At 45.5% G+C, this 13,078-nt stretch carries 15 protein-coding genes; 6 read left to right on the forward strand and 9 right to left on the reverse strand.

Annotated features, from left to right (window positions below; translation table 11 throughout):
- Window positions 1-122: 122 nt before the first annotated feature.
- A complete protein-coding gene (locus JUB15_RS19600) occupies window positions 123-350 on the reverse strand; it encodes a hypothetical protein (protein WP_207514285.1) in 228 nt (75 codons plus the stop codon).
- 12 nt (window positions 351-362) lie between these two features.
- Complete coding sequence (locus tag JUB15_RS19605) at window positions 363-515, reverse strand: hypothetical protein (protein WP_207514287.1); 153 nt, start codon at window positions 513-515, stop codon at window positions 363-365.
- 171 nt (window positions 516-686) lie between these two features.
- Between JUB15_RS19605 and JUB15_RS19610 the strand changes: the two genes are divergently transcribed.
- Together JUB15_RS19610 and JUB15_RS19615 are read left to right on the forward strand one after the other, a co-directional pair.
- Window positions 687-2,393, forward strand: coding sequence for a glycoside hydrolase family 13 protein (locus JUB15_RS19610; protein ID WP_207514288.1), 1,707 nt, complete (start codon window positions 687-689; stop codon window positions 2,391-2,393).
- A 75-nt stretch (window positions 2,394-2,468) separates the two neighbouring features.
- Window positions 2,469-3,008, forward strand: coding sequence for a pyridoxamine 5'-phosphate oxidase family protein (locus JUB15_RS19615; RefSeq protein ID WP_207514290.1), 540 nt, complete (start codon window positions 2,469-2,471; stop codon window positions 3,006-3,008).
- A 100-nt stretch (window positions 3,009-3,108) separates the two neighbouring features.
- Here JUB15_RS19615 and JUB15_RS19620 read toward each other — a convergent pair whose 3' ends face one another.
- The 4 genes from JUB15_RS19620 to JUB15_RS19635 form a co-directional block, all read right to left on the reverse strand.
- A complete protein-coding gene (locus JUB15_RS19620) occupies window positions 3,109-4,479 on the reverse strand; it encodes a baeRF7 domain-containing protein (RefSeq protein ID WP_207514292.1) in 1,371 nt (456 codons plus the stop codon).
- Window positions 4,480-4,772: 293 nt separating this feature from the next.
- The gene (locus tag JUB15_RS19625) at window positions 4,773-5,204 is read right to left on the reverse strand and encodes a hypothetical protein (protein WP_207514294.1); all 432 of its coding nucleotides are present in this window, start codon (window positions 5,202-5,204) and stop codon (window positions 4,773-4,775) included.
- Window positions 5,205-5,271: 67 nt separating this feature from the next.
- A complete protein-coding gene (locus JUB15_RS19630) occupies window positions 5,272-6,402 on the reverse strand; it encodes a multinuclear nonheme iron-dependent oxidase (protein WP_242696435.1) in 1,131 nt (376 codons plus the stop codon).
- Between the two features lie 11 nt (window positions 6,403-6,413).
- The gene (locus JUB15_RS19635) at window positions 6,414-6,596 is read right to left on the reverse strand and encodes a chryseobasin-related MNIO class RiPP peptide (protein WP_207514295.1); all 183 of its coding nucleotides are present in this window, start codon (window positions 6,594-6,596) and stop codon (window positions 6,414-6,416) included.
- A 244-nt stretch (window positions 6,597-6,840) separates the two neighbouring features.
- On the opposite strand from JUB15_RS19635, the gene JUB15_RS19640 reads away from it, so the two are divergent.
- The gene (locus tag JUB15_RS19640) at window positions 6,841-8,157 is read left to right on the forward strand and encodes a M23 family metallopeptidase (protein ID WP_207514297.1); all 1,317 of its coding nucleotides are present in this window, start codon (window positions 6,841-6,843) and stop codon (window positions 8,155-8,157) included.
- Between the two features lie 431 nt (window positions 8,158-8,588).
- Here JUB15_RS19640 and JUB15_RS19645 read toward each other — a convergent pair whose 3' ends face one another.
- A complete protein-coding gene (locus JUB15_RS19645) occupies window positions 8,589-9,011 on the reverse strand; it encodes an acyl-CoA thioesterase (RefSeq protein WP_207514299.1) in 423 nt (140 codons plus the stop codon).
- Window positions 9,012-9,137: 126 nt separating this feature from the next.
- Here JUB15_RS19645 and JUB15_RS19650 point away from each other — a divergent pair, with 126 nt between their 5' ends.
- Together JUB15_RS19650 and JUB15_RS19655 are read left to right on the forward strand one after the other, a co-directional pair.
- Window positions 9,138-9,713, forward strand: coding sequence for an alpha-ketoglutarate-dependent dioxygenase AlkB (locus JUB15_RS19650; RefSeq protein WP_207514301.1), 576 nt, complete (start codon window positions 9,138-9,140; stop codon window positions 9,711-9,713).
- A gap of 295 nt (window positions 9,714-10,008) precedes the next feature.
- On the forward strand, window positions 10,009-10,713 hold the full coding sequence (locus JUB15_RS19655) for a tellurite resistance TerB family protein (RefSeq protein ID WP_207514303.1): 705 nt from the start codon (window positions 10,009-10,011) through the stop codon (window positions 10,711-10,713).
- Between the two features lie 403 nt (window positions 10,714-11,116).
- Here the strand turns inward: JUB15_RS19655 and JUB15_RS19660 are convergent, their stop codons facing one another.
- Together JUB15_RS19660 and JUB15_RS19665 are read right to left on the reverse strand one after the other, a co-directional pair.
- Complete coding sequence (locus JUB15_RS19660) at window positions 11,117-11,869, reverse strand: hypothetical protein (RefSeq protein WP_207514305.1); 753 nt, start codon at window positions 11,867-11,869, stop codon at window positions 11,117-11,119.
- Between the two features lie 138 nt (window positions 11,870-12,007).
- A complete protein-coding gene (locus JUB15_RS19665; RefSeq protein ID WP_207514307.1) occupies window positions 12,008-12,370 on the reverse strand; it encodes a winged helix-turn-helix transcriptional regulator in 363 nt (120 codons plus the stop codon).
- 94 nt (window positions 12,371-12,464) lie between these two features.
- Between JUB15_RS19665 and JUB15_RS19670 the strand changes: the two genes are divergently transcribed.
- Window positions 12,465-12,995 carry an NAD(P)H-dependent oxidoreductase gene (locus tag JUB15_RS19670; RefSeq protein ID WP_207514308.1) on the forward strand — a complete coding sequence of 177 codons (531 nt, stop codon included), beginning with the start codon at window positions 12,465-12,467 and terminating at the stop codon, window positions 12,993-12,995.
- Window positions 12,996-13,078 lie beyond the last annotated feature (83 nt).

Raw genomic sequence — 13,078 nt, forward strand, 5'->3', positions numbered from 1 at the left:
TAAGTTGAAAAGTTAACTAGTTGAGGGGTTGGCAAGTTATCCTCATGCTCTGCACTTTAATTATTTGTTAATCTGCAGACTCCTCAACCGGCTAACCCGTCAACTGGTCAATGCTTCACCCGTTATCCTTCCTCCGGCGCGTTCATCTTGGGCGGCTCCCCGCCCTGCTTTTGCTCATTTTTAGCATTATCTTCATTTGGCAGCTGATTAAGCGCCGTGCCCTTATCATTTTCGTCGAGCTTTTTAGGCGTTTCTTCACGCACCACATTGAAATCGTTTCCAACGCTTGTTTCAAATTCACTGTGGACCTGTTCTTTAAGTCCTTCCTGCTTGATTTTTTTGTCTTCCATGGTTGTATGCGTTCAAAATTCATACCCGGGCTGCGATGGGTGAATGGGCAATGGGCAATGGTCAATGGGCAATGGGCAATGGGCAATGGTCAATGGTGAATGGTCAATGGTGAATGGTGAGTGGTGAATGGGCTCACTATATTCGAATTTAATAACTGAACGCACACCGCCTGAAATTACTGCACACAGCCTTTAGCCTTCCGCCTTTAGCCTTCAGCCTTTTGCCTTCAGCCTTCAGCCTTCAGCCTTCAGCCTTTAGCCTTTAGCCTTCAGCCTTTAGCCTTTTTCTGGGGTGGTATCGGAATTGCAAAATTTCAACAACATTAATCGTAACGTATGCATATAAAGGATAAAGAATGGTGGAAGGAAACCGTGATCTATCAGGTATATCCCCGCAGTTTCAAAGACAGTAACGGGGATGGTATTGGCGATCTGCCCGGACTAATTTCAAAACTCGACTATATTCAAAGCCTGGGTGTAGGGCTGGTATGGCTGAACCCTATTTATGCTTCGCCCAATGATGACAATGGCTACGACATTAGTAATTACGAAGCGATCTCCCCTACATTTGGCACGATCTCCGATTTCAATACGCTGCTCGTAGGGCTACACGCCAGAGGTATAAAATTGCTGATGGACCTGGTGGTGAACCATACCAGTGATGAACATCCCTGGTTTGTGGAATCAAGGAAATCGCGGGATAATCCTTTTCGCGATTTTTATCACTGGTGGCCGGCAGAAAAAGGCAAACCACCACACCGGTACAGTTTCTTCGATAAAAAAGGGGAGGCATGGCAATATGACGCGGCTACGGAATCATATTACCTGCACTATTTCTCCAATAAACAACCCGATCTTAACTGGGACAATCCGAAGGTAAGGCAGGCGATCTATCAAATGATGCGCTTCTGGCTCGACAAAGGCATTGACGGCTACCGGCTCGATGCCATTTCGTATATATCAAAAGATCCCTGCTGGCCGGTAGTTACCAAAAAGGATCTTATGGAGAAATACGATAATGACTGGTCTTACTTTTATTCAAAGGGACCTAAACTGCATGAATACCTGCATGAAATGAACCAGGAAGTGTTGAGCCAATATCCCCATGCAGTTACTATAGCCGAAACACCTGGTATCGAAAAGGAGGATGCATTGCTTTTTGTTCATGAAGACCGAAAGGAATTGCACATGCTGTATCATTTCAAGGGCATGGGACTGGGCTATGCAAAAGACGGTTTCAAACGGCCTGACCCCAACGGGTATTCGTTGCCCGCCTTTAAAAAATTATATACTGAATGGAATGATGTATTTGCAAAGGAAGGCTGGGGTACTATTTATCTGGGCAACCACGATCAGCCACGCATGCTTACGCGCTGGGGCAATGATGCACCGGAATTCAGGATCCCCTCTTCCAAACTGCTGATGACCTTCCTGCTGACCATGCGCGCCACGCCTATTTTTTATAACGGCGATGAACTGGGCATGGCCAATATAAAATTCGAAAGCATCCAGGAATACCGGGATATTGAAACCCTGTACATGTATCATTACCTCGAAGCGCAGAAAGAAGATGTGAAGCAGTTTATTAAAGACCAGCAATTTGGCGCCCGCGATAATGGCCGTACACCGTTTCAGTGGGATGCAACACCTTGCGCCGGCTTTAGTACCTGCGAACCCTGGATAAAAGTCAATAGCGACCACGTTTATATAAACAAGGAAGCACAGGATGCTGATGGCAACTCACCGCTTAATTATTTCCGCCACCTGGTGCAATTAAGAAAAGAGCACCTGGAGTTAATATGCGGAGAGTATAAATTATATGATCCTGATCATGAAAAGATCTATACGTATACCCGTACGATGGATAAAACAGCAACCCTTATTATCCTTAACTTTTCTGATGACCTGGTTCCTTATACCATCCCGAAGGAATTGCAAAAGAAACAATTTGAGCTCATCAGCAATAACGAAACCTCGCTGCAACACGATACCCACGAAATGACCTTATTACCCTGGCAGGCGCTTATTTTTAAATTAAAGTAAGACCCGGCAGGCGGGGTTCAATATGAGCAATAAATGACCCGGCATATTTGTTGAACACCATTTTTAAAAAACGTTATGGATAGCATTAATAAAAATCAACCAGAAAGAAATCGCGAAGACCTGAGTAATAAAGAGGCGATCGAAAAATTACGCGAACTGGTAGATAAAACAAAGACCTGTTTCTTTGATACAGGCCATCCTGTTGAAGGGCAATCGAGCGGTGTACGTCCAATGAGCGTACAACAGATCGATGATGCCGGTAATCTTTGGTTCCTGAGCGCCAATGACAGTCATAAAAACCAGGAGATTGCCATTGACCATTCCGTAAAGCTTTTCTTCCAGGGGTCGGCCCATGCTGATTTTATGTACCTCACAGGCAGGGCAGAGATCATTTACGACAGAAACAAGATAGAAGAATTATGGGAACCCATTATGAAGACCTGGTTTACAGAAGGCAAGGATGATCCCCGGATCTCTGTCATAAAGGTTACTCCTGAAGAAGGCTATTACTGGGATACCAAACATGGCAAGGCCATCGCTTTTTTGAAAATGATGGTGGGCGCGGCTAGCGGTAAAACACTGGATGATTCTATTGAAGGAAGGCTAACAATGTAATATTTTAAAAATGGAAGGTGCGGCACACGTCTTATTCAATAAGAGTAAATGTGCCACACCTTCTTTTGATTTATGACGAGTTGGTTGGGACTGGTTAATATCAATACCTGAATATGGCGGCCAGCTCACCCTGCTCGGGCATTTGGTCCGCTTCCATAAAATACACTTCTCCGCCGTTCTGAATGGTTTTGATCACGGCTTTATCGATCAGGTCATCTACTTTATCAGATTCCTGGTCTGCTATATCCAGCTTATTATCCTGCTCATTGAATGTTCCCCAGATCCGGCTGCCTTTTTTTACGAACAACTGGGAAACCCGTGAATAATAAGTAGCCGGTATGATTACACCAACGTTTGTAGACGTTAATTCAGTAGCTGACTTATTGCCATAATCTTCCAACGCCCGCCTTAATGGTTGTTCGAAATAAGGTTTCATCACCTCCATCGCTTCCTCATACAATTCATTGTCATTCTGTTGATGGTGATTACCAGTCAATGCTTCGGGCCAGATGTATTTATAATCGGATACAGACCGGTAAATAGGGATCAGGAAATCCTGTCCGGCCAAAAGTAACGGTACCGTTTCCCTGTTTAAATGGCTTTGCCAGATGGTATCGTCTACCTCTTCCAGGTAGAGGGCGATATTTTCTTTTTCATCCGGCCTGCCTGCTCCAATTCCATGAAAATTGGCACTACCAACGCCGCCTTTTCCGCCCGTTCTGAAAACTGCGTTATCGCCTTTCTCTTCGGTATGCACTACATCATCCACGCCACTTGGCAATTCTTCAACCTGCAGGTGTTCTATGCCTATTGCATCGGCACGATAAAAACGGGGGAACTTCTTGGCAATATCGAGGATATAAAAATATTCGGGGCGAACCATGAACGGTACCAACGGGCTCACATAAAAAGATGTATTTACCCGAACATGTTGTATCAATGGCGCCCGCAACTTTATAAACTTAAAGAAGCCATCGGCTATATATACCGCGAGGCCTTCATTCAGTGAACGCCAGAATTTGTCTTCGCGTAAAAGATCGTATCCGGGTTTCAGCATCCTTTTCGTAGTGATCGTTTCGGTGCCCTGCTCATTCAACATTTTTTCTGCCTGTTGTAAGGCCGATTTGAACGCGGTCATATCAACCTGCTCATTCACTTCCACCCCTGCTTTATGGGTTGGCAACAGGATGCTTATGCATGGCGGCTGATCATAGCTTGCAAGCTCAATAAAGATATCCTTCGTAAGATCACCAACCAGTTCCTCTGGCTGCGTTTTCGTTACCTCTTCCGTATAAGTTGCATTTCTGCTTTTGTTGGCTGTTGCTTCTGTTTTGGAATAATCTTCACCCTTGCTGGTATTTCTGTTAGGGTGACGTACCGGCAGATCAGACGGGATTTCCGGCTCACTTTTATTGGCACCGGAAGGCTTCCCTTTGCCGGGATGAAACTTTCCTTCTCTATCTTTTCCCATACAAAATCATTTTATGGTAAGACCTCAATAAATATACCAGCAGGTATTTTCAATATAAAGGCGCATAGTCAATTCAGGCAGGCAAATTATTGGGGTTTTTATGGCCCATTTTGTTGGCAAGTTTCCGCACTAACGACTGACTCATAAAACTTTATTGAGGCCAATGGGCTAACTTCATTGGCCGAACATTTTGGCAGCCCGGTCGTTTTTCCGGCATTTGCAGGCTCTACAGTACTGCAAAAGAAAAACCTGCCAGGTAGTACCTTGCAGGTTTTTGTAATATAAACAGGCTGTTAAAAACAGGGGTAAGCATAAACGGATGTCCAGCCGCTACCTACATAGCCGCTGCCATTATATACGTCTACCGTAAGGCTGATAGAACTGCGGTCAGGATACGTTATCCAGTAATCCAGATAGGTGATAAAAGAACTGCTGCTGCCTACATAATGCGTAACAGGCGGTTCGGTTCCATTACCCGGCACCGTAAGGTACCATTCATAGGTGAACGGACCAGCAGCTCCACTCACACTTGCCGACCATACGCCCTGGTCGCACATACTTAAACTGGAAGGACCACTGAGATCAACATTGGCGAGGGCAATGTTCTGCTGCGACCATTTTGAAACGGCAGCATGTTTTGCAGGTTGGGAAGGTACTGCCGGACGGAAGCTGCTGGTGATGAGCACGTGCAGCAATAAACAGACAAGCATTGTCATTTTTGTCATGTGGATGAAGTTTAATGTTAGGCAAACAGGTTACCCTTTGAAGTTACAATTTCTTCGGGAAAACCGGCTATACTTTCTTCTTCCACTTTCGCGCGATCTGCATAGCAGTCTCCAGCATGGCCGGATGCCACTGTTCCATATTCCACTCTGAATGTGCTAATGACGATTGATTCAATGCCGTTATCGCTTCGTTATAAGACATATCTGATTCGAGTATCTGCGACAGTTCTCTTTGCTGTTGATACAATTGGGCGTCTTCGACCGGCGGCTCGTTGCTTACGATATGAAATGGTAAAAAGTCGTTTTGTGCTTCGCCATTACGATGTTTGTTTTTGGCATCCAGCATATTTTCCATCTGCAAAAAATCCTGGTAGAACTGCTGCCGGCTGGCGGCCGTTTGCAGACCGGCACCCAGTTGTTCCAGCACCACGTATTTACATTCCGGACAACGATCGATAGCCATATCAAGTAATGAAAACACTTCAGCAGGTACAGCATCATCATGCGTATCCCTGCGAATGCGGCGATCCGGCTCCGATTCCACCGGCTCCCAGCTGCCACCGGAAATATGGATCTCTCGCACCTTATCGAGCGGATACAAGCTCAGCAGATCTTCTGCACTTATTTGAAAGTTTTCCAGCTGACAGTATACGTTATGAAGATCGAGAATAATAAATCCATTTACCGGCTGAATGAGTTCATACAAAAAGTCACCATGCCGTTTCACCTCATCCATAGAATAAGCAAAGGCAAGGTTCTCGAGGCCAACAGGACATAACGCAGCTTCCTGGATGCGCTTGAGGCGGTCACGGCCGATGCGCAAGGTGGTAGCAGAATAAGGAATAGCGAGTGGCGCTCCTTCATGGAAATCCTTGCCGGTCATGAATCCGAAATGTTCGGTAACCTGTTCCAACGGGAAACGCCGGGAAGTCGTGCGCAATGTTTCGAGCCATTGCGCCTGTTCGGGCAACCATTTACCGGAAAAAAGCGAAAAGAACACACCGTGACCGATGAGTCTTTTCGCATTGCTGTAAACCTGTAATAAGCCTTCGAACCATGGCGGCAAAACGCCCCGGTCGAACAAAGCATCGAACGACCATTCGATAGCCTGTACCCTTTCCTCTTCGAACAAGGGATAGCAGGCATTGAGCATATCGATATCAAGATTACAGGCGGCTGTCGCAAGCAGCTTGGTCATACAGGAAAATTTTAGCCCATTCCGCAGGCCGGGCAGTTATACGGAACAGTGGGTGGTTTGGGTTTGCCTTTGTCGTCATTCTCTTTATCCTGCTCTTCTTTTTTAGGCCCGTCCTTGTCCTTTGTACAGGACTGTACACCCTGCAGCGTAATGCCCGTGAGCATTGCTGCCAATAAAGCTTTTGACAGTTTCATGGTGCGTTCATTAGATTTTTGGTTGCAGGTATGACCAGCGAGGTAAAAAGAACGTTGCATGGCAGGTGGAATATGCGATATGATCTAAAAAGGTATGGCCTTTTCACTCTTTATTCAGGATCTACAGATTTATTGCCATAAAGACCTGGTGTACCCCCGAACAGGACATGCAGGTGACGGTATGCAATTTGCAGACTTGATATATTACCATCGATGCTGTATTACAGAGTCAATCAATAAACATATGCATGCAGTCACTCTTTTCTGTATAGTGTATATGGTGGCCCTTGTGTCGTGCCACACCTCCCAGCCTGGATTATTTGGAAAAAGAACCCCTCACGAAGCATACCGAAATAAACTGGAAAAAGCCGGACTGGAAAATACCCGCCTCGGCAAACTATGGATAGCCGCAGCCGATAAGAGTTTACAAAACCCTGTACCAGTTGCCATTCCTTATAAAGAAACCGGTTATTTTGAAATGAATGCCCCTGAGGCAGCCGGGTATATTTTTTCCGCTAAAAGAGGCGATCGGATAACTGTGCACGTTAATACCAATCCGGTCACAGGCATTTTATTATTTACAGAATTATGGGAACCACGTGTAAACGAGCAGCCGAAGCTGCTGGCCGCTGCGGATACAGCTACGGGCAATATTTCTTATGAGATCACCAAAGAAGGCTCGTATATCGTTCGCATACAACCTGAGTTGTTACAGGGACTCGCTTATACCATTACCATAAGCACAACACCATCATTGGCTTTTCCGGTGCATAAAAGCGGTGATCCGCGCATCATCAGCGTTTGGGGAGCCGACCGCGACATGGGTGCGAGGCGCCATGAAGGCATAGATATACAGGCGCCCAGACGCACACCTACCGTAGCAGCTGCCAATGGGATCGTGACGAATGTGAGTGAAAACAAGCTGGGAGGCAAAGTGGTGTTCCTGCGGCCGGCCGGGAAAAATTACACCCTGTATTATGCGCACCTCGACCAGCAACTGGTACGGTCAGGGCAGTCAGTACAGGTGGGCGATACCATTGGTTTGGTAGGTAACACCGGCAATGCTAAAAACACAGTACCTCACCTGCATTTTGGTATTTACACCATGGATGGGGCTGTGGATCCCCTGCCGTTTATTAATCCGAAGCGCGAGGAACCCAAGGAAGTTCGGGCAGACACTTCTTATCTTACCAGATACGCCCGTTTAAAAGCGAATACGGTCCTCCAGATGCAGGTACCAGGCGTAAAGACCAGTCAGACAAACCTGCCAAAAGGAAGCCTTGTAAAGATCCAGGGAGCAGCCGATCAATTGTATAAAGTACAATTGCCAGATAGTACGATTGGGTTTATAGCCGGTGCATCCATCACCAGCGATCCGCTGGATAAACAGCGTTTCTCCCAAGTACAGCCTTTATTAAACAGGCCCGATAGCAATGCCGCCGTAAAAATGCCCTTACCTGCCGGCAATACCATTACTTTGCTTGGTACCTATAAAGATTATTATTTCGTTGAATGGCAGGATACGCAGGGGTGGATCCGGAAGGGAGGCAATGGGCAATAGACAATTCGCCTTCGCCAAGGCTACGGCGAACAAGTAGACAATAGACAAAAGGCAAAAAGACAATAGGCTGTTTGGCTTTTAACTCCCCCTTTAGGGGGTTGGGGGGTATGGCGTTGGAGATAGGTAAAAAGAAAAAAGGTCCTCTGTAGAAACAGCCGACCTCTAACGATTGCTTGCCATATGAAAAAAAACGTAAGTCTTATTGGTGTGAAGCTTCTGCTTCGTGGTAGCTCCTCTCTCTTTTCCGTTGCTCTTACCTTGCTACCGTTGTTGATGATGTAAAAGTACATTGCCGCACATCATCCTCAAAAGCATGTTTTCGCTGATTTTATGATCGCAAAACTGTTAAATGAAATGCAAAACCCCGGTCAGGCAAGGGTTTCATTGATTTTTAGCATTCATCTCCAGCGGCTGAAAACAGCCGTTTTCTTTTATAGTTCGCCATCCCATTCGGGCGCCCCGGCCAGTTTCGCCAGTAAATTTTCAGGCAAAAAGGGTCTGCCCCCGCCCGCTTTTACACAGGTACCGGAGAATATGGCTTTGGTGACCACTTTATTATTCAACAAAATAGTCTGCTTAAAGTGCAGCACCGCTTTATTGCTCTTATCAACCAGGAGCTGGCAGGTTACAAGGAACTGATCATCTTTTTTCAATGACCGCACGAACTGCAGGGTATATTTCGACAATACCATATTAACACCCTTCCTTGCTTCTTCTTCAAAATCAAAACCGAGCACTTCCCGAATATAATCGTGCCGGCAATACTCCATGTAAAAAGGATAATATAATCCGTCCATGATGTTTTGAACATCTATGTGCTCGTCTTTAACTGTATAGGTCTTTGAATATTCCATAGCATGATATTGTTAGTGAATGGCCGCAAAAGTATATGGAATATTGCTTACCAGCTGTAAAAATAGCGACGCCGGTATCTCATTTGCAGGTCATTAACAAATGAAGCTCATTTTAAAGCTATCGCCATGAACACGACGCTTACCTTATTTGATCAGGCGCCGGCATTGCCGGAAGGGTTTTATTATACACCGGAATATATTACAGAGGACGAGGAACAGCAATTACTGGCAGCCGTCGAAGACATTCATTTGCACCCGATGGTGTTTCAGGGATATACGGCCAAAAGAAAGGTGGCCAGTTTTGGTTATGATTATAATTTCACTACCCGGCAATTGACGAAAGGGCTGCCCATACCCGCTCCTTTCGACTGGCTGATCGATAAAGTAGCCATGCAATTAAAGATAAACAGGGATCAGATAGCGGAGCTGCTGGTAACTGAATATCCGATAGGCGCGGTCATCAACTGGCACCGCGATGCGCCGCCTTTTGATAGTATCGCCGGCATTTCGCTGGCTGCCGATTGTATGTTCAAGCTGAGACCATATGAAAAATCATTACGATCCAGAAAAACAACCGTTTCCCTGCCTGTGAGGCGAAGGTCTTTATACATTATGCAGGGGCCCGCCAGAAGCGATTGGGAACACAGTACAGCACCCGTAACAGCCGTTCGCTATTCCATTACCCTTCGAACGCTTAGGTAAATCGAAAAAGTGAATACGGCGAAACAGCACCTGCCGAGTGATTCCCACCAAATATAAATAAATAAGCCGTAAACAACCCTTGGTTGTAGCATGCTTCATTTTCTGCCAAAGCAGGTGTGGCATACGTTTTTATTTATATCGTTTCGGTAAATTGATAGCCTAAAGCTACAGGCAATTAGCAATTGGCGATTGCGCCAACATCGAAACTGCAGACCGGTAACTATAAACCCCAACGACGGGGATCCGGCATCTGGAGCTTCACGTCATTTATACACTTCTCAAAAAGCTAACATATATGGAAACAGCTACTGTATTAGAAGGCTATAGCGACCGCGAAAAAGGCGCTTATCTGGGAGCCATTGCATCTATTGCCACGGCCGACCGCCATGCATCGGAAGAAGAAATACAACATATAGCTGCCTTGTGTGACGCAGCTGATCTGTCGGAACCACAAAAAGAAGTGGTGATAAGAGCTGCCGATGAATTGACCGGTGAAGAATTGAAACAGTGCCTGGATATATTAAAGAACAGTGATCTGAAATATTCATTTGTAACAGACCTGATTGCATTTGCCAAAGCAGATAACAATTATGGTGCGGAAGAACAGCAACGGGTAAAGGAAATGTCGGAGTACCTGGGTGTTGACCAAAATCAATTTTCATTGCTCAACGAATTCACGGATAAAGCAGCCGCCAAACAGGTGCCTGCTGAAGAAAAAGCCAGTCCGTCGTTTTTGTCGTCACTGGGTTTAACGGAGAAAATGAAGAACGCCGGCATCAACCCCAACAGCCTTATGAAAGGATTGTTAGGCATCGCCGGCCCATTGATCCTGGGTGGTATCGTGTCCAGCGCCCTGCGCAGGCGCGGACGCGGCACCGGCATGATGGGCGGTTTTGGCGGATTATTAGGTGGCGCCGGCCTGGGTTCGTTGATCGGGATGTTCAGTGGCGGAAGAGGATTCAGGAATACGGGTGGCTTGTTAGGACGGATCTTTCGTTGATCGCGGCGTGCAAGCAATTACAAATATGGAGTTTTGTGACTCCCCCTTTAGGGGGCTGTGAGGTAAAAGAAAAAAGGTCCTCTGTAGAAACAGCCGACCTCTAACGATTGCTTGCCATATGAAAAAAAACGTAGATCTTATTCGTGTGAAGCTTTTGCTTCGCGGTAACTCCTGCTTTAACCCCTGCCTTCTGCGTTTCCCTTGCTACCGTTGTTGATGATGTAAAAGTACATCTCCGTTTATCCTGGTCAAAAGCATGTTTTCGGCTGTTTTATGATGCCAAAGGCTTCTGCTGAGACATCAAACGCTGACCGGGCAAGGGTTTCATCAATTCCAGGCATTGGTCTCCAGCCGCTGCAACGCCATTTTTTTCACTGCATCTTACCCAGATAGATGAGATCATTTACTGATACGTGTAAGTTTTCAAGGTTACTCGTCCGTCACTGCCGGCTGCTCTTTCCTGGATCAGCCTTCTCTGCCCATCGTACTGGTAAGTATGTTGGGTTTCAATCGTTCTTCCATGCCGGGTAGTATACGTATGGGTAGGCAGTTTCTCCTGGAATGGAAAATAAGCAGGCTCCAGTTGTACCGTATTTATGTGCACAGAATCGTACCGGTAAGTGATCTCCGCATAGGTCTCAGTTACCCTGGTAAGTAAGCCCTGCAGATCGTAATGGTAATTGATCGTATTAGCCAATACCGGTTTGGAAATAAGGTAAGAATGTATATATTCCTTTTTTCGTACAAGCCTGTTCTCTTCATCATACAGGTATTTGAACGAAATGGTGTCATTCAGCTGGTTGTATTGAAAAGTGCTGTCGACCAGCGAATGGCTGTTCAAATAGTATGTGTTGTGCATGATAACTTTGTCGCCTTCTATCTTTTCAAAAGTAAATTTCCCGTTATCAAGATAGGTATATTCCATCCGGTAATAACCAGGCCTGTTGACAGACACCAAACTGGTTGGCCTGCCCTCGGCATCATAGTTAACATTATAAGTTTCCACTAAACGACCTCCAACGGCCAACACGTCCTCCGTATAGCTCTTTAATTTGTGGGAAGCATTGCTGTTGTTGGTTGATTCCTTTTTACAGGAAGTAGTCACTACAAACAGGGTTACCAGCGAAAAGGCAATTGTTTTCATTGTTGCAGGCATAAGGGCTTTAGATTGACCGGCGCGAAACTATAAAAATTTATCGTTTCGTTACTGTTAAACTGATAAGCGTGTTGTTTTGGGTGTTTTTCGTGCTGTTTTAGCCCAAAAACGCGCTATAATATAACGGCCGACAGTCGTTTAATTATTCATGGTTTTAAGGTGTTTTATTCCCCACTCTTCCAACAGTTTCAAAACAGGTTCCAGCCCTTTGCCGCTTTCCGTAAGCTCATACTCTACCCGCAGCGGTACTTCTGCAAAAACAGTTCGTTTTACCAAATTGTTCTTTTCCATTTTTTTCAACTGAAGCGCCAGCATACGTTCGGTGATCCAGGGTAAACGCTTTTTTAATTCACCAAAACGCAGTTTGCCATTGATCAAATGGCAACAAATGGCCAACGTCCATTGCCCGCCAATGATGTTAGCGGCATAAATTTCCATACACTCACCAGCAAGCGCTTTCTTATTTTCATTCCGGGAAGATGATTCTTTTATTCTTGTCATACTTACAAAAGTTATAGTACCCTACAATCGGATGCGCCCTTACAGGCAATCTGGTTTCCAGCTAAATTTGCCGGCAGCACAAAAAGATAACAGCATGCAAACCTTAATAGTTGTGATCCATCCCGATTTAAACCAATCGGTTGTAAATAAACGGTGGATGAATGAATTGAAAAAGTACCCTGAAAAATATACCATCCACGACCTGCACGCCGAATACCCCGATGAAAAAATTAATATAACAAAAGAACAAAAACTGATCGAGAGGTTCGACAAAATTGTTTTCCAATTTCCCTTTTACTGGTTTAATTGTCCACCCTTTTTTAAAAAATGGCTTGATGAAGTATTGACCTACGGCTGGGCTTACGGAAGTAAAAGCGGCTACAAATTACAGGGTAAGAAAATAGCGCTGGCGATATCAGCGGGCATCGATGAGGCGGATTACACTGCAGGCGGCAGGTACCGGTATACCATGAAAGAGCTCACTGCCCCTTTTGAAATTACATTTGAATATGTAAAAGCAAATTACCAACCGGCATTTGTATTTTATGGAATGGAATATAATGCCCGGCCGGACAGGATTGAAAAAAGCGTTAGCGATTACCTCTCGTTCCTGGAATCATTCTGAGGATGAAAGCGGGTCCAGCCAAAATAAAAGCCCCGGTGTGGAAACATCGGGGCTTCAGTTAAAGTACTGATCAGTGTACTATT

Origin of the sequence: Longitalea luteola, assembly GCF_017356035.1 — a bacterium.
GTDB lineage: Bacteria > Bacteroidota > Bacteroidia > Chitinophagales > Chitinophagaceae > Niastella > Niastella luteola.